At 72.2% G+C, this 22,723-nt stretch carries 20 protein-coding genes; 9 read left to right on the plus strand and 11 right to left on the minus strand.

The window, feature by feature from the left end; genetic code table 11:
• Window positions 1-65 precede the first annotated feature (65 nt).
• Entirely contained in the window at window positions 66-887 is an 822-nt protein-coding gene (locus tag ACFC0D_RS27085; RefSeq protein WP_376441028.1) for a lysozyme, read from the minus strand.
• 215 nt (window positions 888-1,102) lie between these two features.
• Between ACFC0D_RS27085 and ACFC0D_RS27090 the strand changes: the two genes are divergently transcribed.
• Window positions 1,103-1,594: a MarR family winged helix-turn-helix transcriptional regulator gene (locus tag ACFC0D_RS27090; protein WP_376441031.1), complete on the plus strand. Its 492-nt coding sequence runs from the start codon at window positions 1,103-1,105 to the stop codon at window positions 1,592-1,594.
• A gap of 13 nt (window positions 1,595-1,607) precedes the next feature.
• Here the strand turns inward: ACFC0D_RS27090 and ACFC0D_RS27095 are convergent, their stop codons facing one another.
• Complete coding sequence (locus tag ACFC0D_RS27095; protein ID WP_376441034.1) at window positions 1,608-2,390, minus strand: hypothetical protein; 783 nt, start codon at window positions 2,388-2,390, stop codon at window positions 1,608-1,610.
• Between the two features lie 374 nt (window positions 2,391-2,764).
• Between ACFC0D_RS27095 and ACFC0D_RS27100 the strand changes: the two genes are divergently transcribed.
• Genes ACFC0D_RS27100 through ACFC0D_RS27120 form a run of 5 tightly spaced genes read left to right on the plus strand, consistent with a single transcriptional unit; the run spans window position 2,765 to window position 8,400 of the window.
• On the plus strand, window positions 2,765-5,611 hold the full coding sequence (locus tag ACFC0D_RS27100; RefSeq protein ID WP_376441037.1) for a nitrate- and nitrite sensing domain-containing protein: 2,847 nt from the start codon (window positions 2,765-2,767) through the stop codon (window positions 5,609-5,611).
• The gene (locus ACFC0D_RS27105) at window positions 5,608-6,093 is read left to right on the plus strand and encodes a roadblock/LC7 domain-containing protein (protein WP_376441040.1); all 486 of its coding nucleotides are present in this window, start codon (window positions 5,608-5,610) and stop codon (window positions 6,091-6,093) included. The genes ACFC0D_RS27100 and ACFC0D_RS27105 overlap by 4 nt, the downstream gene beginning before the upstream one ends.
• Entirely contained in the window at window positions 6,090-6,500 is a 411-nt protein-coding gene (locus ACFC0D_RS27110) for a DUF742 domain-containing protein (RefSeq protein WP_376441043.1), read from the plus strand. Before ACFC0D_RS27105 ends, ACFC0D_RS27110 begins: the two co-directional genes overlap by 4 nt.
• Entirely contained in the window at window positions 6,481-7,146 is a 666-nt protein-coding gene (locus ACFC0D_RS27115; protein ID WP_376441046.1) for an ATP/GTP-binding protein, read from the plus strand. The genes ACFC0D_RS27110 and ACFC0D_RS27115 overlap by 20 nt, the downstream gene beginning before the upstream one ends.
• 18 nt (window positions 7,147-7,164) lie before the next feature.
• Window positions 7,165-8,400 (plus strand): styrene monooxygenase/indole monooxygenase family protein, encoded by a 1,236-nt coding sequence (locus ACFC0D_RS27120; RefSeq protein WP_376441049.1) that lies wholly within the window; start codon window positions 7,165-7,167, stop codon window positions 8,398-8,400.
• Here ACFC0D_RS27120 and ACFC0D_RS27125 read toward each other — a convergent pair.
• The 4 genes from ACFC0D_RS27125 to ACFC0D_RS27140 all read right to left on the minus strand — a co-directional run bounded on the left by ACFC0D_RS27125 (window position 8,391) and on the right by ACFC0D_RS27140 (window position 11,839).
• Entirely contained in the window at window positions 8,391-9,725 is a 1,335-nt protein-coding gene (locus ACFC0D_RS27125; protein ID WP_376441052.1) for an NlpC/P60 family protein, read from the minus strand. The two genes, ACFC0D_RS27120 and ACFC0D_RS27125, sit on opposite strands and share 10 nt — an antisense overlap.
• A gap of 77 nt (window positions 9,726-9,802) precedes the next feature.
• The gene (locus ACFC0D_RS27130) at window positions 9,803-10,072 is read right to left on the minus strand and encodes a hypothetical protein (protein WP_376441055.1); all 270 of its coding nucleotides are present in this window, start codon (window positions 10,070-10,072) and stop codon (window positions 9,803-9,805) included.
• 10 nt (window positions 10,073-10,082) lie between these two features.
• Complete coding sequence (locus tag ACFC0D_RS27135) at window positions 10,083-10,805, minus strand: TetR/AcrR family transcriptional regulator (protein ID WP_376441058.1); 723 nt, start codon at window positions 10,803-10,805, stop codon at window positions 10,083-10,085.
• Window positions 10,806-10,903: 98 nt separating this feature from the next.
• Complete coding sequence (locus ACFC0D_RS27140; RefSeq protein ID WP_376441061.1) at window positions 10,904-11,839, minus strand: diiron oxygenase; 936 nt, start codon at window positions 11,837-11,839, stop codon at window positions 10,904-10,906.
• A 167-nt stretch (window positions 11,840-12,006) separates the two neighbouring features.
• On the opposite strand from ACFC0D_RS27140, the gene ACFC0D_RS27145 reads away from it, so the two are divergent.
• Both ACFC0D_RS27145 and ACFC0D_RS27150 read left to right on the plus strand, forming a co-directional pair.
• Window positions 12,007-13,116, plus strand: a complete 1,110-nt coding sequence (locus ACFC0D_RS27145; protein ID WP_376441064.1) for a ferritin-like domain-containing protein — start codon at window positions 12,007-12,009, stop codon at window positions 13,114-13,116.
• Window positions 13,117-13,199: 83 nt separating this feature from the next.
• A complete protein-coding gene (locus ACFC0D_RS27150; protein WP_376441067.1) occupies window positions 13,200-14,054 on the plus strand; it encodes a proline-rich domain-containing protein in 855 nt (284 codons plus the stop codon).
• Here the strand turns inward: ACFC0D_RS27150 and ACFC0D_RS27155 are convergent.
• The 5 genes from ACFC0D_RS27155 to ACFC0D_RS27175 all read right to left on the minus strand — a co-directional run bounded on the left by ACFC0D_RS27155 (window position 14,047) and on the right by ACFC0D_RS27175 (window position 21,475).
• Window positions 14,047-15,525 (minus strand): penicillin-binding transpeptidase domain-containing protein, encoded by a 1,479-nt coding sequence (locus tag ACFC0D_RS27155; protein ID WP_376441070.1) that lies wholly within the window; start codon window positions 15,523-15,525, stop codon window positions 14,047-14,049. The two genes, ACFC0D_RS27150 and ACFC0D_RS27155, sit on opposite strands and share 8 nt — an antisense overlap.
• Window positions 15,522-16,901, minus strand: coding sequence for an FtsW/RodA/SpoVE family cell cycle protein (locus tag ACFC0D_RS27160; protein ID WP_376441073.1), 1,380 nt, complete (start codon window positions 16,899-16,901; stop codon window positions 15,522-15,524). Before ACFC0D_RS27160 ends, ACFC0D_RS27155 begins: the two co-directional genes overlap by 4 nt.
• Window positions 16,902-16,957: 56 nt before the next feature.
• Complete coding sequence (locus ACFC0D_RS27165) at window positions 16,958-18,250, minus strand: ATP-binding protein (RefSeq protein ID WP_376441076.1); 1,293 nt, start codon at window positions 18,248-18,250, stop codon at window positions 16,958-16,960.
• Window positions 18,247-19,029 carry a hypothetical protein gene (locus ACFC0D_RS27170; protein ID WP_376441079.1) on the minus strand — a complete coding sequence of 261 codons (783 nt, stop codon included), beginning with the start codon at window positions 19,027-19,029 and terminating at the stop codon, window positions 18,247-18,249. Before ACFC0D_RS27170 ends, ACFC0D_RS27165 begins: the two co-directional genes overlap by 4 nt.
• Window positions 19,030-19,414: 385 nt before the next feature.
• Complete coding sequence (locus tag ACFC0D_RS27175; protein ID WP_376441082.1) at window positions 19,415-21,475, minus strand: PBS lyase; 2,061 nt, start codon at window positions 21,473-21,475, stop codon at window positions 19,415-19,417.
• A gap of 274 nt (window positions 21,476-21,749) precedes the next feature.
• Between ACFC0D_RS27175 and ACFC0D_RS27180 the strand changes: the two genes are divergently transcribed.
• Entirely contained in the window at window positions 21,750-22,721 is a 972-nt protein-coding gene (locus ACFC0D_RS27180) for an ATP-dependent DNA ligase (RefSeq protein WP_376441085.1), read from the plus strand.
• Window positions 22,722-22,723: the final 2 nt, after the last annotated feature.

Raw genomic sequence — 22,723 nt, forward strand, 5'->3', positions numbered from 1 at the left:
TGCCCACCGGGCAGGATGCGGGGCCGAAGTCGTTGCGGCGGATTCCGTGGGAGACGGGGCTCGGCTCAGCCGTTCGCCAGCGCCTGGACCCGTGAGAGGTCGCCGTTGAAGCGGTTGTGGTCGCCGACCGTCGGGCCGGTCGAGGTGTACTGCCACATCGTGTAGTACGGCCAGCCGGCCGGGAGCGTGCCGACCGTCGAGGCGTACCGCGCGATCCACAGCGGGTTGCTCGCACCGAAGCCCGCGTAGTTGCCGGTGCACTGCGTCCACCAGCTCGTCGCCGTGTAGATCACGGCGTCACGGCCGGTCCGGGCCTTGTAGCGGTTGAGGAAGTCCCGGATCCAGGTGACCATCGCGGACTGCGACTTGCCGTAACAGGTCGCCCCGTAGGGGTTCCACTCGATGTCCAGCGCGCCCGGCAGTGTCCTGCCGTCCTTGGACCAGCCGCCGCCGTTGTTGACGAAGTAGTCGGCCTGCGCCGCGCCCGTCGTCGTGTCCGGGGTGGCGAAGTGGTACGCGCCGCGGATCATGCCGACGTTGTACGAGCCGTTGTACTGCTGCGCGAAGTAGGGGTTCTTGTAGTAGGTGCCCTCCGTCGCCTTGACGTAGGCCCACTTCACCCCGCTGTTCCACAGGGTCGACCAGGCCACGTTCCCCTGGTGGCTGGAGACGTCCACACCTTCGGTCTGGACGGCCCGGGGCGTGCCGGGCGTGCCGTTCCGGCCGTCGTGCTCGATGACGCCCATTCCCATGTGGGCGGAGCCGCGTGGGGGCACGGCCTCGGTGTCGGCCGCGTTCGCCGCGCCGGGGAGGGAGAGGGGCAGAAGGAGGGCCAGGGCCGCGAGGGCGACGCCGGCGAGGGTCTTTCCGGATCTGTGCACGGGCATTGCGTGCCTCCGAAAGGCGGTGGGGGTGAGACACGTCCTGGTGTGGACATGTCAGCGAAGCCGCTGGGGAAGACGCTACGCACGTAGACCGGCCCGGCGGAAGGGGGGCTGGGTGCTGCCGTTGGTCTACGCCTGCGAAATACTGAAGGAGCTGCGGTGATGGCCGCGGCCGAAAGAAACTTTCAGCGACCGGAAAGCGCGCGAGGGGTGCTGACGTGCACGGAAGCGGTACGGGGAGTGAAGGCGAGCCCATCGGGTCGTCGACGCGGAGTGGTGTGGACCAGGAATTCCTCGCCCTGGAACGCGAACTGGCGGTCTTTCTGCGTCGCGCCCGCTCCCAGTCCGGCGAGATGGCCCGCGAGGTCCACCCCGAACTGGAGCCCGCCGCCTACGGCCTGTTCGTACGGCTCGACGACGCCGGCCCGCAGCGCGCCACCGACCTCGCCGGCTACTTCGGCGTCGGCAAGGCGACGATGAGCCGCCAACTGCGCGCCCTGGAGGAGCTCGGCCTCGTCGCCCGCGACCCCGATCCGGCCGACGGGCGTGCCTCGCTCGTCCGGCTGACGGAGGAGGGCCGCAACCGCTTCCGGCGCGTACGGGACGCACGGCGCGGGCGGTACGTCCGCAAGCTCGCCGACTGGGACCGTGGCGAGGTCGCCGAACTGGCCCGCCTGCTCCACCAGCTGAACGCCCGCGCGGAGAGCTGAGGAGAAGCGGGTCTCAGAGGACCGCGTAGGCGGCCGTCGCATCGTCGTGGCGCTTCCAGCGGGTGGCGCCGCCCGCCGTCCCGTCCTCCGCCTCCCGAGTACGGACCCGCGCGAGCAGGCCGTGCGGGCCCTCGTTCCTGAGCACGTCGAAGCAGTCCGCCCAGTCGCCCTCCGCGAACAGGTCCACCCATCGCGTCGCCCCGTCGGTGAGCGCCGCCAGGGCCCGTACCGCCGCCCGGGGCGTCGTCCCCGTCACCGCGCGCCGTGCCACCTCCGGGTCCGCCGCGGCCGTGAAGAAGCCGCCCTCCTGGTTGCGCAGACGGTCCGTCGCCGGCAGGGAGCGGCGGATCTCGTCAGGGATCCGGTCCAGACGGTCGTCGAGCACCGCCCGTACCGAGCCGTCCGGTGCCTCGAGGAGCAGCGCGGAGTCCGAGAGGACCAGATGCTCGACCGAGGTCGCGTTCCAGCGGGCCATCGCCACCGTCGCCTGAGGAGTGCGCACGTGAGAAAGGTCACAGGTGTCCCGGTGGGTGTCGGCGGTGCGCCGGATTGCCAAGGACAGGATCTCGGGCAGCGTCATGTCGGGGCGCGAAGCGGATAGTTCGGTCAAAGCACCGCCGAGCCTGGCGGTGAACCAGGGCACGTCGTGCACACAGCCGTCATCGCCGGCCGGTGGTGTGACCCCGTCGAGCACCACGACCGTCCCGCCCCCTCCGGACACGGGCAGAGCCGTCGCCACCCAGTCCTCATTAGGGCGTTCGGGGCTGCCGGGGAGGGTGGCCGCTTCGGTGCGCATGATCCCCAGTCTGCCCCGGCGCCGGGAGGCCTGCATCACTCCTTCACAACGCCTCCAAACGGCCGGATCTTGCCTGTACCGGCCCTCCAAGGGGCGCGCACGAGGCGGAAGGAAGCCCTCCGGGAAGCTGCGGGCGGGCATCCTGCCAAAGCCCGCACGGAAGATCCAACCGGCACACCGCACAAGCCCGTGAAGGCCCTCGCGCGGAGTTGTTCGCCAACTCATGAGTGTTGTTCACTCGTTCGGGTGGCGGAGCGGCCGATGCGCGTCCCCTTCCCAAAATGCGCTGGAATGGTCGGAAGCCGTACCAGGGGTGGGGGCGCTCTGAGATGTGACCGGTCGTCACCTCTGCTTCATGGGTGGACGAGTCGAGAATGCGAGCACCGGTGCAGAAGAAGCGGCCTCGGAGCAACAACGGCACGCGGAGCCAGAGCCCCGGCGACCCGCTGACCACGAGCGGAGCGACGGGCCCCGAAGCCGACGGCACCACCGGTGTCCCCGTGGGCCGTCCCAAGCGCGTCCGGAACCGGCTGGTCGCCGGCGTCGCCCTCGTCGGCGTCACCGTCCTCGCCGCCGGCGCCCCCGCGATCCTCACCGTCTCCGGCGAACTGACCGACTCCCAGAATCTGGTCACCCTCGCCGAACTCGACCGCCAGGCCGTCACCCTCGCCCACTCGCTCGCCGACGAACGCGACGAGGTCGTCGCGTACATCGCCGCGGGCAGGGACGAACAGCAGGGCTCCGGCAAGAAGAAGCGGCAGGTCACCAGCGCTCGTTCCACCCGGGTCGACCGGCAGATCGACGAGATCAAGCCCGCCGCCTCCGCCGAACTGCGCAGGGACCTCGCGGACCTGCCGGCCGTCCGCCGCACCGCGCTCACCGGCAAGGGCACCGCCCTGGAGGCGCACAAGGCGTACTCGGACGTCATCGCCAAGCTCCAGGACCTCGCCGACCAGCTTGCCGAGCTGACCCCCGCCCGCGCCGCCGAGGCCACCCGGGCCCCCGCCGCCCTCGGCCGCGCCGTCGAGCAGGCGTCGGCGACCCGCGGACTGCTCCTCGCCGCCCTCGCCGTGCCCCAGCCCGAGGCCCCCGGCACCACGCACTACGACCCGGACACCGGCACCTACGTGCCCGACGAGGCCGAGGGAGCCGACGAGGCCGACCGGGCCCGGAACGCGCTGACGGCCGCCGCCCAGCAGGCCCGGGTCCGCGAACTGGGCTCTCTCGCCGACTTCGACCAGGCCGCCACGGCCGCCGGGCGGGACTCCCTCGTCGGCACCGTGACGGGTCCGGACGTCAAGAGCGCCGAGCGATTCCTGACCGGGCTCACCGACCAGCCGACGCTCAGCAAGTCCGAACGCCGTACCGACCCCGAGAAGCTGGAGGCAGCGCTCTCCGCCCGTATCGAGCAGATGCGCGGCGTCGAGTCGACGCTCTCCACCGAGCAGGTGGCACGCCTCGCCCAGCTCCGCGACGACGACGTCACCGCCCTCGAACTGCGCATCGCCTTCCTCGGCGGCTGTCTGCTGGTCGCGATCGGCATCTCCACCTTCGTCGCCCGCACCCTCACCCGCCCGCTCGCCGTGGTCCGCATCGGCGCCGCGCGCCTCGCCGCCGCCCCTGAGGCCGAGGAGCCGGTCCGCTTCACCGGCCGCAACGACGAGTTCGCCCAGGTCGTACGGTCCCTCAACACCCTCCAGGGCAAGCTGGCCGACCTCGCCCGGCGCACCGACCGGCTCGACAGCGAGCGCGCCGACCTGGCAGGCGCCGGCGAGGCCCTCACCGCCGAGCTGGCCACCCAGCGCGCCGAGCTCCAGGGCCACACCGCCCTCCTCACCGCCGAACTCGAACGGCTCCGGCACACCGTCCACCACACCTTCGTCAACCTCTCGCTGCGCAGCCTCGGTCTGGTGGAGCGTCAGCTCGGGGTCATCGAGAAGCTGGAGGAGCGCGAGCAGGACCCGGACCGGCTGGCCACCCTCTTCAAGCTCGACCACATGGCGACCGTCATGCGCCGCCACAGCGAGAACCTCCTGGTCCTCGCCGGCCACGAGCACGTCCACGGCCACCCCGGAGCGGTCCCGCTCGTCGACGTGCTGCGCGCCGCCGTCAGCGAGATCGAGCGGTACGAGCGGGTGACCATCCAGTCCCTGCCGCCGCACGCCCAGATCGCCGGCTTCGCCGCGGACGACCTCAGCCACCTGGTCGCCGAACTCCTCGAGAACGCCACGTCCTTCTCGCCGCCCGACGCGCAGGTCCAGCTCTCCGGCTGGCTCCTGGAGAGCGGTGAGGTGATGCTCTCCGTCCAGGACGAGGGCATCGGCATGACCGAGTCCCGGCTCGCCGAGCTCAACGCGCGGCTCGCCGAGGCCGACCCGGCCGACATCGCGGGGGAGGGGCTCGGCATCCGGGTCACCGCCCTGCTCGCCGCCCGCCACGGCGTACGGGTGCAGCTGCGCGAGCAGAAGCAGGGCGGCATCGCGGCCGTGATCGTGCTGCCGTTGCCGCTGCTTCCGACGGCCCCGCCGACCGCGGTCCCGCCGGCCGTGCCGGTCGCCGGCTCGGCGCCCACGCTGAACCTCCCGGGCTCGGTCGCCGAGGCGAACTCCAACGCCCTGCCGTCCCGGACCAGGGACCCGCTCGTCGAGGCCGCGGAACAGGCCTTCGCCGAGGCGGAGACGGCCGCGGAAGCGGCTGCGCGGACGACCCAGGACGCGCCCGAGACCGAGGCGCCCGAGATCGAGGCGCCCGAGACCGGCGAGCCCGAGGCCGGCGCGCCTGAGACCGGGGCGCCCGAGCAGACACCCGCTCCCACGGCAGCCGAGCCCGAGCCCGAGTACGAGCCCGACTCTGAGCCCGAGCCCGAGTACGAGCCCGAGCTCTCGGTGGCCGAGACGACCCTCCAGGTACGTCTCCCCGACCCGCCGCCCGAGCCCGACACCCACGAGCGCGCGGCGGAGGAGTCCGAGCCGGTCGCCCAGCGCCTCACGGACAAGGGCCTGCCCAAGCGCACCCCCCAGATCGTCCGCCAGGCCGACGCCCCCGCCGCCCCACGCGCGGGCGGGGTCGACGCCGAGGAGCTGCGACGCAGGCTCGGCGGCTTCCACCGGGGGGCCGAGGAAGGTCGCCGAGACGTAGAGGCGGAGATCGAAGCCGTACAGACGCAGACCGCAGGGACCGAGGAGAAGACGGGGGACACAGTCGAGGAGGCACGCAGTTGACTGCGACCGGAACATTCGGACTGAGCAGGGAGGCCCGCAACCTGCAGTGGCTGCTGGGCAACCTCGTCGAGGAGGTGCCAGGGCTCCGCTCGGTCGCCGTCGTCTCGTCCGACGGGCTGCTGCTGCTCTCGTCCGACCCGGCAGCGCAGGCCGGCGCCACCCCCGCCAAGGGCCGCTCCCGCGGCCCGCGGGGGTCCAGCGCCGACCTGGCCACGATCGTCTCGGGCATTGGCAGCCTCACCGTCGGCGCGGCCCGGCTGATGGACGGCGGCGGGGTCAAGCAGACCATGGTGGCGATGGAGGAGGGCAGCGTCTTCGTCATGTCGATCAGCGACGGCTCGCTGCTCGGTGTGCACGCCGACCCCGACTGCGACATGAGCGTCGTGGCGTACCACATGGCGCTCTTCGTCGGCCGCGCCGGACATGTACTCACCCCCGAACTCCGCAGTGAGCTGCGCAAATCGTTGGAGAGCACCCAGTGACGTCCGCATCCCACGCCCACAAGCTGCCGATCCGCGGGGACGGCCGGCGCCCCGCGCGCGTGCGCCCGTACTCGCTCACCGGCGGCCGTACCCGCTTCGGCCACGTCCTGCTCGTCGAGACCTTCGTCGCGGCGCTCGAGGCGTCGCCCGAGCGGAAGGTGCTCACGAACGGCGGGCGGCCCCGCGGGCTGATGCCGGAGATGCGGGCCATCGTCGAGATCTGCCGCCGGATGCGTACCGTCGCGGAGATCTCGGCGCTCCTGAAGATGCCGTTGGGTGTCGTCCGAGTGCTGCTGAGCGACTTGGCCGACCAGGGAAAGATCCGCGTGTACGGGACCGGTCACGGCACCGGCCAGCCCGACCGCGCGCTGCTCGAAAGGGTGCTGAGTGGACTCCGCCGTCTCTGAAGTCGCTGCCCCACTGCTCGCCGGGATACCCGCCCAGCCCGAAGCCCCGGGCACGGACGCCGAAGAGGGTTCCCAGGACTGGCAGCTCGACCACACCCGGGCCCCGATCGCGACCAAGGTCGTCGTCGCGGGCGGCTTCGGGGTCGGCAAGACGACCTTCGTCCGGGCGGTCTCGGAGATCACTCCGCTGCAGACCGAGGCCCTGATGACCCGGGCGAGCGAGGAGACCGACGATCTCTCCGACACGCCCGACAAGCTGACCACCACCGTGGCGATGGACTTCGGCCGGATCACCCTCGCCGACGACCTCGTCCTGTACGTCTTCGGTACGCCGGGACAGCAGCGGTTCTGGTTCATGTGGGACGACCTGGTGCGCGGCGCGATCGGCGCGATCGTGCTCGCCGACACCCGTCGGCTGACCGACTGCTTCCCCGCGCTGGACTACTTCGAGAGCTGCGGGCTGCCGTACATCGTCGCGGTCAACCACTTCGAGGGCACCGAGGCGTTCGAGGCCGAGGACGTCCGGGAGGCCCTCACGGTGCCGCCGCACGTACCGGTCGTGATCATGGACGCGCGCAAGCGGTACAGCGTGATCGAGTCCCTGCTCGCGATGGTCGCGCACGCGCTCGAAGCCACCCCTGAATAACGCGTTAGGAACCCCGTCATGCGGAAGATACTCATCGTCGGGGCCGGCCAGTCCGGTCTCCAGCTCGCCCTCGGACTGCAGTCGCAGGGGTACGAAGTCACCCTCATGTCCAATCGCACGGCGGACGAGATCCGGTCCGGCCGGGTCATGTCCACCCAGTGCATGTTCGACACCGCGCTCCAGCACGAGCGCGACCTCGCCCTGAACTTCTGGGAGTCCCAGGCCCCGCAGATCAAGGGCCTCGGCGTCTCCGTCGCCGCTCCGGACTCCAGCCGCGTGATCGACTGGGTGGGGAAGCTCGACGGCTACGCGCAGTCCGTCGACCAGCGGGTGAAGATGGCCGGCTGGATGGAGACCTTCGCCCAGCGCGGCGGCCAGCTCGTCATCCACGGCGCGGCAGTCTCCGACCTGGACTTCTTCTCCCGTACGTACGACCTGGTGCTGGTCTCCGCCGGCAAGGGCGAGCTGGTCTCGATGTTCGGCCGGGACGCGTCCCGCTCCCCGTACAGCGAGCCGCAGCGCGCGCTGGCCGTCTCCTATGTCCACGGCCTGGGCCCGCGCCCCGAGCACCCGGACTTCGACGCCGTGCGCTGCAACCTGGTCCCGGGTGTCGGCGAGCTCTTCGTCATGCCGACCCTGACGACCTCCGGCCGCGCCGACATCCTCTTCTGGGAGGGGATCCCCGGCGGCCCGCTCGACGTCTTCCAGGGGGTCAAGGACCCCTCCGAGCACCTCTCCCTCACGCTGGAGCTGATGGAGAAGTTCACGCCCTGGGAGTACGCGCGGGCCACCAAGGTCGAGCTGACCGACGCCAACGGCACTCTGGCCGGCCGCTACGCCCCGACCGTGCGCAACCCGATCGGCCGGCTCCCCGGCGGCGGCCTGGTCCTCGGTGTCGCGGACGTCGTCGTCGCCAACGACCCGATCACCGGCCAGGGTTCGAACTCGGCCTCCAAGTGCGCGGCCGCCTACCTGGCCTCGATCGTCGAGAACGGCGACAAGCCCTTCGACGAGGCGTGGATGCAGGCCACGTTCGACCGCTACTGGAACACCGCGCAGCACGTCACGAAGTGGACGAACGCGATGCTCGGCGTCCCGCCGGAGCACGTCCTCAACCTGATCGGCGCCGCCGGCCAGCTCCAGCCGGTCGCCGACCGCTTCGCGAACGGCTTCGACGACCCGGCGGACTTCGAGAACTTCTTCTTCGACCCCGAGAAGACGTCCGCCTACCTCGCGTCGGTGCTTCAGGGCTGATCGAAGCCCTCGTCCGTGCCGTCCGTCGCTCCCTCGGGGAGCGCGGGCGGCGCGTACGTTTCCAGGGCCTTGCCGCCGGGGTCGGGGCGGACGGCGCCGAGCAGGGGGTTGGCGGCGATCGGGGAGACCTTGACCTTCGCCCCGGGGCGGGGGGCCTGCACGACCAGGCCGTGGCCGAGGTAGATCGCCACATGCGTGGCCTCGGGGAAATAGACCACCAGATCGCCGGGGCGCAGCTCCCGAAGGGGCACCCGAGGAAGCGTCCGCCACTGTTCCTGGCTGGTCCGCGGGATCTCCCGGCCGGCGCTCGCCCAGGCCTGGGAGGTCAGCCCCGAGCAGTCGTACGACTCCGGCCCCTCGGCGCCCCACACGTACGGCTTGCCGATCTGCCGCACCGCGTACCGCAGCGCCTCCCCGCCCTCCTGCGAGGGGGTGAGGGCGGTGTCCAGGGTGCCGGAGTCGAGGAGTTCGCGCTGCGCCCCCGCGGTCTGGGTCCGCTCCAGCTCGGTCAGCCGGGCGAGCTGGTCGGCGGAGAGGGTGGCGAGCAGCTTCTGGACGTCCTTCAGCTTCACCTCGACGTCGTCCCGCTGTTTCCGCTGTCGTGCGGCGAGCGTCTGCTGACGGTCCAGGGCCTGGCGCGAGCGGCTCGCGAGCGTGTCCGCCTTCTTCTCCGCCTCGGCGAGACGGGAGACGGTGCCCGCCCGGTCGCGGGCCGCACGCGCCATCAGATGACCTTGGTCCAGGGCGCGCTGGGGGTCGTTCGACAGCAGGAGCCGCAGGTATCCGGAGAGCTCGGAGCGGCCCTGGTACTGCTCGCGCGCGAGCCTTCCGGCCGCGTTGCGGCCGTCGGCGAGCGCCTTGCGGGCGGCGGTGAGGTCGGCACCGACCTTCTTGGTGTCGGCGGTCTGGAGCCGTAGGGCCTCGTCGGTGGCGTTGAAGGTCTCGGTGGCCTGCTCGGCCTGGCGGTAGAGGGTCTGGAGCCGGGTGAGGAGGGAGGCGACGGAGTCACCGCCGGGGGGCGGGAGTTCGGCGGCGTCGTCGAGGGGGGTGCCGTCGGCGGGGTCGATGGAGTCGTCCGGGGCCGCCGGGTCCGTCGTGGCGCTCGGCGTCCCGCCGGGTGGCGCTACGGGGGATTCGCCGTCGGAGGGCGGGTCCTGGGCCGGCGGATCGACCGGTGGGGCCGTCGACGACTCGCCCGCGACCTCGGCGGGGGCCTCGACCGGTGGGTCCGCCGGATCGTCGGCGGTCGCCGACGGAAGCCCCGCCAGGGCCGTCGTCGCGACCAGCACCCCCGTGCAGACCGTGCGCAGCAGCCTTCCTGACATGTCATCACCTCCACGGAGATGATGGGCGTGCCAGGTGGTGCGATGAGCTCACAAAGGGGCGATTCGGGCTAAGCGGCTCACCCGTTCGGCTTGGACCACGGCCACTTCAGCTCGCGCCGCTCCCGTCCCTCGGGGGCGTACTCGTAGACCCAGCCGCGCTGGAGCCCGAGCCGTTTGGTCCGCCCGGCCGGCTCGCGCAGATACGCGTGCACGGTCGGCGGCCCGCCGTCGGGGTTCGGCACCGGCACCTCGTACCACTTCGGCGGATGTCCGGTCGGACCGACGAGGACGGGCAGGACCTGGCCGTCGAGGGGGCCGCCACGAAAGAGGGTGTTCTCGCTTCTCACGACCCCAGTCTCATATGAGGTGTGCCGCCTCGCTCACCACGGGGGTCACTCGTCGTGCCAGGGTGCCGACCGGCCCCTCCGCGCGCTCCTGTGCGAGGAGCCGCTTGACGACCGCCGCCGTCTCCTCGTCGGTCGCGGCCGACGCCGCGAGCAGCGCGATCAGATGGTCGACGAGCCAGTCCCGCAGCTCGGCGGCGGAGGGCCGCTTGCCCTCGTCGAGCCAGATCAGCGAAGCCGCCTCCACCGCGGCGATCCAGGTGCGGACCATCATCCGCAGCCGGGGGCCGGGCTCGTCCACGCCCAGGTGGACGAGGATCTGCTCGGCCGCGGCCCGTCGCACCTCGTCCACGATCGCCGTCGTACGGGAGGTCTCGGCGACGCTCCCGCCCTGGAGCAGGGCACTGAAGCCGGCGTCGTGCTGGTCGACGAAGGTCAGGTACCGGTCGAGCACTCGGCCGAGGCGCTCGGTCGGCGGCCCGGTCGGCGGTTCGGTGAAGCACCGCTCCAGCTGGTCGGCGGAGGAGCGCAGCGCGGCCTCGTACAGCTGCTGCTTCCCGCCGGGGAAGTAGCGGTAGACGAGCGGCCGTGAGACGCCCGCCGCCTCGGCGACGTCGTCGAGGGAGACCTCGTCCGGCGCCCGGTGGGCGAAGAGCGTCAGGGCGGCGGCAAGGAGCTGCAGCCGCCGTTCCTCGACGCTGAGCCGGCGGTACGCGGGCGAGGCGGCACTGGTCATGTCTCGCAGGGTAGCTCCGCTGGGTGACACACAGGGGAGCTGTGTCGATGTGCGGCTCCGCCGCGTGGCCGTGGCCACGGCCACGCGGGGCAGGGCGGTCACGCGAGCAGTCCGGAGGCCTTCCAGAGCCGCCGGCCCGGTCCCCGCAGCACGCCGATGTCGTCGAGGAAGTCCGTCAGCCGCTTCGCGCCCGACTGCATCACCTCTCGACGGTGGCCGCTCGCGCGGACCTGGGCGAGGGCCTGGCGGCGGTCCAGGCCGACGTTCTCGTACACCTTGGGGTTGATGAAGCAGGTGGAGAAGACGCGGGCGGCCTCGCCGCAGCTGAGCCGGGTGAACTCCTGCTCCCAGCGGGGCGAGGTCACCATCTGGCGCCGCAGCTCCTCGCGGGCGTAGCGCACATGCCGTGCCTCCTCGACGACGTGGATGCGGGTCACGCCGCGCACCAGCGTCTGGACGCGCTCGTCCGGGAAGGTCAGACGCTGCATCCAGTCGAGGATCTCCTCGCCGAGGAGGGTCGCGGCGAAGGAGCCGGGGGTGGTGGAGACGGTCTTCAGGACGCGGGCCAGGTTGTGGTAGATCCGCGGGACCTGGTAGGCGGGTGCGCCTCCCTTCTGGATCATCCGGGCGAACATCATCGAGTGCCGGCACTCGTCGGCGATCTCGGTGAGCGCGTAGCGCACATGGTTGCTGGTGAGGGACTTGTCGTAGATGTGCCGGACGAGCAGCTGCATCAGGATGATCTCGAACCAGATGCCCAGCGAGGCGAGCGAGGCCGCCTCGTGCCGGGCGAGGTCCATCCGCTGCTCCTCGGACATCTTCCGCCACAGCGGGGTGTCGTAGAGGGACACCAGCTCCGGCGGCCAGAACCACTTGCCGTCCTCGAGCGGGGCCTCCCAGTCGAGTTCGGTCTCGGGGTCGAAGGAATGCTTGAGGGAGGACTCGAGCAGCCGCGCGGCGACCTGTTCCCGGTCGCGCAGGGGGCCGAGGGCGTCCCGGATGAGGGTGAAGTCGTGCTCGGTCCGAGTGGTCATGACGGTGAGACACCTCGCTGTGCACGCGGTCGAGTTACCTGTGGACACTCTTATGAGACTGCTCGTCAGTAAGACCGTCAATCCCTTGCGCGCTACTTGTTGACCGTCTGTCTACCAACGTGTGAGCCTGCCGGAAGGAGCACGTTCGGCGAGCGAAGGAGTCGTCAGTGTCCACGCACGACCTATACGTGAATGCCCCGCAGGAATCTCACTGGAACGTCCCCGCGTCCGGGCACGCCCGCTTCAACTGGGAGTACGAGCAGGGGCGCGAGCGTCTCCTCGCCCTCTACCAGAAGGGCAAGGACAAGCAGTGGGACGGCGCCACCCGCATCGACTGGGAGCTCGAGGTCGACCCGTACGACCCGCTCGGCACCCCGGACGAGGTCCTCACCCTCCACGGCACCCGTCACTGGGCGAAGATGACGGAGAAGGACAAGGGCGATCTGCGCAGGCACTACGCCTCCTGGCAGTTCAGCCAGTTCCTCCACGGCGAGCAGGGTGCGATGGTCTGCGCCGCCCGGATCGTGGAGTCGGTCCCGGACCTGGACGCCAAGTTCTACTCGGCGACACAGACGATGGACGAGGCGCGGCACGCGGAGATCTACGGCCGTTTCCTGCACGAGAAGGTCGGGATGCTCTACCCGATCAACGACAACCTCCAGGGCCTGCTGGGCGACACCCTGCGCGACTCGCGCTGGGACATGCCGTACCTCGGTATGCAGGTCCTCATCGAGGGCCTGGCGCTGGCCGCCTTCGGCATGATCCGCGACACGACGGACAAGCCGCTCCCGAAGCAGATCCTGGCGTACGTGATGCAGGACGAGGCCCGGCACGTGGCCTTCGGCCGGATGGCGCTGCGCGACTACTACAAGCAGCTGTCGGACGCGGAACTGCGCGAACGCGAGGAGTTCGTGATCGAGGGCTGCTATCTGATGCGGGACCGGCTGCGCGGGGTCGAGGTCCTGGAGAACTTCGGCATCCCGAAGAAGGAGGCGCAGGAGCTCAGCGAGCAGAGCGAGTTCCTGCACCTCTTCCGCAAGCTGCTGTTCAGCCGGATCGTCCCGTGCGTGAAGGACATAGGCCTGTGGGGCGAGCGCCTGCAGCGGGCCTATCTGGACATGGGCGTCTTCGACCTGGGCGACTCGAACCTGGACCTGTTGATGACGCAGGACGAGGAGGTGGCCGAGGCGCTGGACCGGGAGCGCTTCGCCACGGAGGAGGGGGAGCGGATCGCGGAGGTCGACGAGGCCATCGCGCAGGGCGCGGCGGAGGGGTAGGCGGAGGACGAGGTCGCCGGGGCGGGAGCCGGGGCCGGACCCGGGAGCGTGGGTGGTGGTGCGGGTGACGTAGCGTGCCCGGCATGACCATGCCGCCATCGCCGACCCAGCCGCCCCACAACCCGTACGGCGGGCCCGTGCCGCCCCCGCAGCAGCCCGGTGCGTTCGGTGCCGGGCAGGGCTTCCCCCAGCAGGGCTTCCCCCAGCAGGGCTTCCCTCAGCAGGGCTTCCCTCCGCAGGGTGTTCCGCCGCAGTACCAGGGGCCGGGCGCGGTGGCCTGGGGGCAGCCGCCCATGGGACCGCCGCCGAAGAAGAAGCTGTCGGCCGGGGCGATCGTCGCCATCGTCCTCGGCTCCCTGGTCCTGGTCGGCGGTCTCGGTTACGGGGCTTTCGCCGGGCTCTCCGGTGTCACCGGCTCCTTCCCCGAGGCGACGCACAAGCTCGTCGTCCCCAAGACCCTCCTCGCCGGCGAGTACACGCTGGTCTCCGACCTCTCCGAGACCGAGGGCAAGGAGATCGAGGACACCCCCGACCTCACCGTGAAGGACGCCAAGGCGGCGGTCGGACAGTACAGCGGCAAGGACGACTCCGCCCTCGTCGTCTCCGGGATGCACGGACGCATCAAGAACGCCGAGCTCACGCGCTCGTCCATCCTCAAGGGCGCGGCCACGGAGAAGGGCTCGACGCTCGTCGTCCGGCCCAAGGACTTCACCCCCGCCGGGTACGGCGTGACCGTCCGCTGCCAGGTCACCACGTCGAAGGACGCCCTGGGCACGACCACGCTCCCCATGTGCGCCTGGGGCGACGACAACACCGCCGCCGCCGTCGCCCGCGTCACCCCCGAGTCGGCCACGGCCGACCCGAAGGACATCGACCTGGCCGAGCTCGCCGAGACCACGGCCAAGATCCGCGCGGAGATCCGCAAGCCGATCAGCTGACACCCTCGGTGGGGGCGGGGAGCAGCGCCTCCTCCATCACGGCCCGGGCGATCGGCGCCGCGCTGCCGCCGCCGCTGATGTCCGTACGGCTGGCCTCCGCGTCCTCGATGACGACCGCCACCGCCACCGCGGGCTGGGCCGCGTCCGCGGCCTGCGCCCAGGCGATGAACCAGGCGTACGGCGTCCCGGTGTTGCCCAGGCCGTGCTGGGCCGTGCCCGTCTTGCCGCCGACGACCGCCCCGGGGATCGCCGCGTTCGTGCCCGTCCCCTCCTCGACCGCCCTGACCATCAGCCGCTGCAGCTGGGTGGCGGTCGAGGGGCGCATCGCCTGGCGGTAGCTGCGGCGGCCGGTGGTGTCGACCGTCGTGCCGCCCGACGTCGTCGTCCGTTCGACCAGATACGGGTACGCGATCTCCCCGTTGTTGGCGACCGCCGCCGCGACCATCGCCATCTGCAGCGGGGTCGCCGTCGTGTTGAACTGGCCGATCGACGACAGTGCCAGCTGGTCGGGGCTCATGTCCGTGTCGAAGTTGGACCGCGCGACCCAGGCGGGGACCTTCAGGAGCGTGTCGTCGAAGCCGAACCTCTCCGCCGCGTCGACCATCCCCGTCAGGCCCACCTCCACCCCGAGGCCGGCCATCACCGTGTTGCAGGACCACTGGATCGCGTACGCCAGCGAGGCGTTCCCGCACCCCTTCGCCGCGTTCGGGAGGACCTGTCGGGTGCCCGGCAGTACGAACGGGTCCGGGGTGTCCGTCGGCGCGTCGACGTCCCTGACCACGTCCGCGTCGAGTGCCGCCGCCGCGGTCACGATCTTGAAGGTCGAGCCGGGGGGATAGGTCTGCCGGATCGCCCGGTTCAGCATCGGCTGGTTCGGCGAGGAGTTCAGCCGCGCCCACGCCTCCTCGACCTTCGGGCCCGTCCCCGACAGCAGCCCCGGGTCGTAGGAGGGCGAGGAGACCAGGGCCAGGATGCGTCCGCTCGACGGCTCGATCGCCGCGACCGCCCCGCGCTTCCCGCCGAGTCCCCGGTACGCGGCCTCCTGCATCGAGGCCCGGACCGTCGTCACCGCCTTCCCGCCCGGCCGGCGGCCCCGGGTGATGTCGTTCCAGAACGGCAGCGGGGCGAGCAACGCACTCGTACCGGCGAGGATGCCGTCCTCGGCGCTCTCCACGAACGCGGTGCCGTACGTCTGGGAGGCGTAGCCGGTCACCGGCGCGTACAACGGGCCCTGCTCGTAGGTCCGTTCGTAGCGCAGCTGCTGCCCGCTGTCCCGTGAGCCGGTCACCGGCCGTCCGTCGACGACGATCGCGCCGCGCGGCTGGCCCCAACGGGCGATGGCGGGGCGTCGGTCGGCCGGGTTCTCGTCCAGTTCGTCCGCCTGGAGGACCATCACCCGCGCGGCGTTCACCAGGAGCGCCACCAGGAGGAGCAGGCAGAGCGCGGCCGCGCGCCGGATGTACCGGATCACCGGGCGTCCTCCACGATCGGTGCGATGACCCCGGTCTCGACGGCGTCCGGGAGCGGGGCGCGGGCCGAGTCGCTCACCCGGATCAGCAGCGCCACGATGACCCAGTTGGTGACGACGGACGAACCGCCCTGCGCCAGGAACGGCATGGGCATACCGGTCAGCGGGATCAGGCCCATCACCCCGCCGGCGATCACGAAGACCTGGAGCGCCAGGATGGAGGCGAGGCCGATCGCGAGGAGCCGCCCGAAGGGGTCGCGCAGCGCGAGCCCGGCCCGGTAGCCGCGTCCGACGAGCAGCGCGTACAGCAGGAAGAGGGCGGTCAGTCCGACCAGGCCGAGCTCCTCGCCGGCCGTGGCGAGGATGAAGTCGGACTTGGCGGCGAATCCGATCAGGATGGAGTGCCCGAGTCCGAGGCCGGTGCCGAGCACTCCGCCGGCGGCGAAGGAGAAGAGGGACTGTGCGAGCTGGCCGGGTCCGTCGCCCGCCTCGATGGAGGCGTACGGGTTGAGCCAGTCCTCGACCCTGCTGTGCACATGGGGTTCGAGGGAGCCGACGGCGAAGGCCCCGAAGGCCGCCAGGAGCAGCCCGACGGCGATCCAGCCGGTCCGGCCCGTCGCCACGTACAGCATGATCACGAAGAGTCCGAAGAAGAGCAGAGAGGTGCCGAGATCCCGCTCCAGGATCAGGACGCCGACGCTCAGGATCCAGATCGCGACGATCGGCCCGAGCACGCGGCCGGTGGGGAACTGAAGCTTCCAGATCCTGCGGCCGGTGTACGCCAGCGCGTTGCGGTTCGCCGCGAGGTAGGCGGCGAAGAACACGGCCAGCAGGATCTTGGCGAACTCGCCCGGCTGGAAGGAGAGTCCGCCGATCCGGATCCAGATCTTGGCCCCGTTCACGGCGGGGAAGAAGATCGGCACGAGCATCAGGGCGAGCGCGGTGGCCATCGACAGATAGGCGTACCGCTGGAGCACCCGATGGTCGCGCAGCAGCACGACGACGGCGATGAAGAGCGCCACCCCCAGCGTCGACCAGACCAGCTGGGTGAAGGCGGCCTGGTCGTGGGGGGTCTCCAGGTCGAGCCGGTAGATCAGCACCAGGCCGAGCCCGTTGAGGAGCACGGCGATGGGCAGCAGCAGCGGATCGGCGTACGGCGCGCGGAAGCGGACGGCGACATGGGCCAGGAGCGCGAGCGCGCCGAGACCGGCGCCGTGGCGGACGGCGTCCGGCGGCACCGCGCCGCTCCTGGCCAGGCCGACGTCGGCGTAGCCGAGCACGGAGATGAGGACGGCGCAGACGAGGAGGGAGAGTTCCACGCCGCGGCGCTTCGGGGTGCGAGACCCGGGCGGGGGAGCGTCCGCCGTCGTTGCGGTCATGGTCCGCAACGTAGCAAGCAATAACCCTTATATCCCTTATGTGTGACGGTGCGCCGTCAGGGCTCCGGCTCGGCCTCCACCGGGTCGAAGGCCACGTACTCGGGCAGGGTCAGTCGCGCCAGCGCCCCGCCTCCGTCGTCCGGCGCCCGGCCGAAGACCAGTTCCGCCCCGATCACTTCGGCCTGCCCCACCGCGATCGTGAGACCGAGCCCGTGCCCCTTGCCGCCGCTCTCCGTACGGAACCGCTGCGGCCCGGTCGCCAGCAGGTACTCCGGGTATCCGGGACCGTGGTCCCGCACCGTGACGACCGCGCCGTCCACGGTCAGGACCACCGGCGGCGCGCCGTGCTTGTGCGCGTTGGTCACGAGATTGCCGAGGACCCGCTCCAGGCGCCGCCTGTCCGTCTCGACCGTGGCGTCCCGGACGATCCGCACCTCGGTCTCCGTCCCCGACGCGCGCACCACCCGCCGCGCGAGCGGGCCGAGGTCGTGGACCGCCAGATCGACCGTCTCGTTGCGGGCGTCGAGCCGGGAGATCTCCAGCAGGTCCTCGGTCAGGTCGCGCATCGTCCTCACCCGGTCCCGTACGAGCTCCGAGGGCCGCCCCTCCGGCAGCAGTTCGGCGGCGGCCGACAGGCCGGTCAGCGGGGTGCGCAGCTCGTGCGCGACATCGGCGGTGAAGCGCTGCTCGGTCTGCAGCTTGCGCTGGAGCGAGGAGGCCATCGTGTCGAGCGCCCCGGAGACCGTGGCCACCTCGTCCTGGTGGCGCGAAGGGTCCTTCGTACGGGGGTCGTTGACCCGCGCGTCGAGGTCGCCCGCGCTGATCCGCCGGGCGACCTGAGCGGTGAGGTGCAGCCGCCGGGTGACCCGGGTGACGGCGAAGGCGCCCAGGAGCAGCGTGGCCACGATCGCCAGGACCGAGGAGCCCAGGATCGAGCGGTCGAGCCCGTCGATGGTCTCCGCGCTCGTCGTGTAGTCCAGCTGTACGGCGAGAGCTCGGCCGTCCGCCGGGCCCGCCGCCCACATCGTCGGCCGGCCCTCGTGCTCCACGACCACCGTGCCGCGCTCGCCCCGAAGGGCGAGGGCGCGCAGCGAGCCGGGCAGGCCCTCCGGGTCGATACCGGTGAACCGGGGGAGCGGATCGCCCGCCTCGTAGGCCCGGGTGGCCGCGGTGAGCCGGGTCAGCGCCCTCTCGCGGGAGTCGTTCACGGTCTGCCCCGCCACCGAGACATGGACGAGCACGCCGAGCAGCGCCGCAAGCGCGCAGCACATGACCGCGATGAAGACCGTGGACTTCCAGGTGAGGGTGGCCGTCCAGGCAGGCAGGCGCGGTCGCGCGCGCCGGGTCACCGGGGCTCTCCGGAGAGCACGTCGGCCGAGGGGAAGGGGGTCGGCGACGGGGAGGGCGGTGCCGTGGGCTCCACGAAACGGGGCTCGGGGGTCGGGGAGGGCGACGGGACCGGCGGCTTCACGCGCACGATCTCGTCCCGGGTCGGCAGCATCGCGCGCTGCTGCTCGTCCCAGGACCACGCGGTGCGGTACTCGTATCCGGGGATGCCGGCCGAGGCGGCCCGTACGATCACGTCCCGGCCCGCCAGCTCCACGCTGATGACCTGGTCGATGGTGGACATGATCCGGGTGAGGCCGTCGTTCTCGGCGAGATAGACCCGCAGGCCGACCTGCTGATCGGGCATCCGGATGCCGACGATCAGCTCGTCGCGGCCGTTGCCGGTCAGATCACGGTAGTACGGCCGCATGACCGGACACTTCGCGGGCTCGGTGGTGCACCGGCCGATCTGCCGGGCCGTCTCCTCGTACATGCCGTCGGCGCCGGAGTACGTGTCGGGGTGGGCGTTCGCCTCGGCCCGGACCACGGCCAGGGCGTCGACGCGGTGGACGTCGTTGTCGGGGGCCTTGATGCCGGGGACGCTCTGGGTGTCGGTCTCGCCGTAGTCGAGGGGCGGCTCGCTCGCCGGCGGCAGGTCGGGCCAGAGGCGGACCGGGCCGACGGCGGTGGGCGTGGGGCCCGCGCTCTCCAGTCCACCCACGCCGCCGCAGCCGGAGAGCACGAGCGGTGCCGCCGCGGCCAGGGCCACGGCGGCGACGAGCGGCCGTCCGCGCGGTCTCACGCTGCTCCTCGGTGCTGATGGTGTCGGTGCGGTGACCGTCCTTGGTCGGGCCCCGCAGGTGATCGGCCGGAGCTCGGGACGGTCGGTCTTCCCGTAGACCTTATTCGTAGGGAAGTCCTTTTTGTCTACTTGCTGGATCGCGCGGACCCCGGCGACGGCCGTGGAGCCGTCGTCCGGCACGCCTCGATCGGGTCCCCGGTCCGCACCTCGGCGACGCTGTGGAGCAGCGCCTCCGCCGGTCTCGGCGGTCGAGGTCCCGGGTTCGCACCGGTGGGCGTGTGTGTCGGGGCCTCGGATCCGCGCTGCGAAAGCGTGATGGATTCAAGGTCAAATGTTCGATATTACCGCTTCGTCACGGTCGCCCATGGGCGCCGCCGGGGAGCTGTTACAGCTCCATCCGGTCGAGCGCCGCACGGCAGAAGGTGAGCAGCTTCTCGTCCTCGTGGACGTCATGGCTGCTGAAGCCGCTCTCGCGCACGTTGTGACGACGGCGCCGGGCCAGCTCCGCACGGATCAGCCCCTCCGCCGCCGCGGCCGCGGGGCCCATCTCGGCCAGGCACTCGGCGATGTCCACACGTGCGTGCCGGTTCTCCTCCCAGCCCGCCATCAGCACCGGGAGCGCCGACTCCACGTCCCCGGACACCCGCCACAGGGCCGTCGCACTCCGCACCCGCACCCACAGGTCGCGCGCCGTGAGACCGGGGAGCAGGGCCGGTGCTCCGGAGGCGGCAGCCGGGCCGATCTCGCCCAGGGCCCGGGCGGCCACGCACCGGTCGGCGTCCGGCGCGCCGGAACTCAGCCGGGCCTCCAGGGCCGGCAGCACGGCACCGCGGTCGCCCTCCACCGACCAGAGCGCGAGCGCCGCCTGCGCCGAGACCCCCGCCGCGTCGCTCCCCAGCAGCGCCCGCACCTCCGGCAGCGCCTCCCGGGCGGCGGGCCCGAAGGCCGCGATGGCCCGCAGCGCCGCCTCCTGCACCCAGTCCCTACGGTTCGGCGGCGCCCCGCGCAGCACCCGCAGCACCTCGGGCAGAGCCTGGACACCCCGGACCGAGGCCAGCGCGAAGAGCAGCGGCGCCGCGTGGTCGTACAGCCGGTCGTCCAGCTCGACCCGGGCCAGCCGGCGGCGCAGCGCGGGGGCGAGCGGGACGGCTGCGGGGCCCAGGGTCGGCACCGCGTACAGCAGATCGCGCCGCACCTCCGGCTCCCGCAGGGCCCGGGCGAGCAGCGGCACCGCCCGCGGGTCCCCGGACCTGGCGAGGGCGAGCAGCGCCCTCGCCCGGCCGTCGGACGCTCCGGGGCCCGGGGCGGCGAGCCACGCCGCGAGGGTGTCGACCGCGGGGCCGGTCAGCTCGAACAGCCCCTCCAGGAACGCGGCGGCGGCTTCGCGCAGCCTCGGGTCGGGGTCGGCGAGCTGCGTCCCGACCAGCCGCACCACCTCTTCGTACCGCCCGCGCCACACCCGTATCAACCCGCCGCACAGCCAGATCGCGTCCGCTCTCTGGGACCGGTCGGGGCTGCGCAGTTGGGAGAGGACCAGGGCGATCCGGTCGTCCACACGGTCGTCGAGCGCGGTGTGGAGCGTGCGCATCAGCTCGTCGGTCCACGGCGTCGGGCGCCCGGCCGAGCGCTCCTCGAACAGCTCGCGGACCTGCCCGATCAGGGTGGGCGTGGAGGGCCGGGGGCTCTCGGGGTGGGCCGGCTCGACGGGTGTGGTCCGCACCTCGTCGAGCAGGTCCGTCACCCGCTCCACGACGTCGTCCGGGACCTCGCCCGGCGCGCACCGGGCCAGCTGGGCGAGGGCCGCGAGCCGCAGGCCCGGCGCCTGTGCGGCGTGGGTGAGCCAGCCGAGCCACTCGACCGTCTCGGCCCGCAGCGACTCGTGCCGCCGCGCGATCCGCCCCACGGCCTCCACCAGGGCGAGCCGCACCTCCGTTTCGCACTCGACCGTCAGCCGCTCCCGCAGCAGGGTCAGGACGCGCGCCGGGTCGGGGTGCAGCGAGGCGAGCGCGCACGGGGCGGCCAGCCGCACCTCGGGATCGGGGTCGCCGACCAGACCGAGGAAGACGTCCGCCCCCGCGGCGACCGCGGCAGCCGCCATCGCGTAGTTGGCGGCGGGGATGAACTCCTCGTCGTCCGGGTCCAGTTGGTCCAGCTCGTCGTCGTCGCTCAGATCGATCCCGCCGATGCTGGTCAGCAACTCGACGATGCCGCCCCGGTCCTGGACCTTCGGATCGGCGACGAGTTCGAGCAGGAAGGGGATGCAGGCGAGCGTCGAGTCGTAGACATCGCCCTGGTGGTGCACCGCGCCGTACATCCCGTCGAGGGCGAGCTCGCGCTCCGCCGGATCCGCCGAGGCGAGTCCGCGCAACAGTCCCGGCACATCGTCCGCGGGGCCGTAGGCATGGCCCAGCGAGGCCCAGTCGACCTCCTCGATCCCCGTCAGCATGCCGGCCGCCGCCTTCCCCGTGAGCGCTGTACCAGGCAGCAAGTGTGCACCACGGTCCCGACAACAAGGACCCGCTGACCGGACGCGGTCCACGAACCGCCCCCGGGGCGCATGCTTTGCGCCACGCGCCCGGCACGCTCCGGGAGTTGCCCCGGGGTGCGTTCGGCGCACGGGGCGGCGCGAACCGCCGCTTCCGGGTGCCTTCCGTGTCTCTCATGGCTGAATCGGCCGGGATCGGGGAGTAGTGGCGGCCGCCCCGGGTGAGGACTGACCCGTGGATCTTCCTCGTATCGCGCCGATGCTCGCCACGCCCGGCGCGCTGCCACCCCCCGGGCGGGACGCCGCGTGGGCCTACGAGACCAAGCAAGATGGCCAAAGGGCGATGCTCTATCTCGGCGGCGACGGCGGCCTCGTGGTGCGCTCGCGGTCCGGCGAGGACGTCTCCGCCGCCTACCCGGAGCTCCGGGCGCTGGGCCGGGCGCTGCCCGCGGGCCGGGCGGCGGTGCTGGACGCGGAGATCGTGGTGCTCGACGAGAGCGGGCGCAGCGACTTCGCCCGGCTCCAGCCCCGGATGGGTCTGGCGGGCTCGCCCGCCCGGGCGCGGCGGATGGCGGTGAGCGACCCGGTGCACGCCGTCCTGTTCGACCTGGTGTTCCTCGATGGCCGGCTGCTGACCGGTCTGCCCTGGACGGAGCGGCGCCAGGAGCTCGAAGGGCTGGCGCTGGAAGGCCCGGCCTGGTCCACGCCGCGCGCCCTGGTCGGCCACGGCGAGGCCGCGCTCAGGGCGACCCGCGAACACGGCCTGGAAGGACTCCTCTGCAAACGGATCACCTCCCGGTACGAGCCCGGGGTGCGCTCGAAGAACTGGATCAAGATCCGCAACATGCGCACCGCGGACATCGTCGTCGGCGGCTGGCTGCCCGGCGGCGGACGGCTGTCCGGCCTGCCGGGATCGGTCCTCATGGGGCAGCGTCACGCCGGCGGTCTGCGCTACGTCGGCAGCGTGGGCACCGGCTGGAGCGAGTCCGAGCGCACCGCCCTGGCCCGGCTGCTGCACGCCGCCGAGATCGACGACTGCCCCTTCTCGGAGGTGCCGCCGGTGGCCGGGGCGCACTGGGTCGTGCCGCGCCTGGTGGGCGAGGTCCGGTACGCCGTCCGCACCCGGAACGGGCTGCTGCGCCAGCCGTCCTGGCTGCGCCTGCGACCGGACCTGACGCCCGAGGAGTCCGCCGCCGACTTCGAGTGACG

It is taken from the genome of Streptomyces sp. NPDC056222 (genome assembly GCF_042264065.1).
GTDB lineage: Bacteria > Actinomycetota > Actinomycetes > Streptomycetales > Streptomycetaceae > Streptomyces.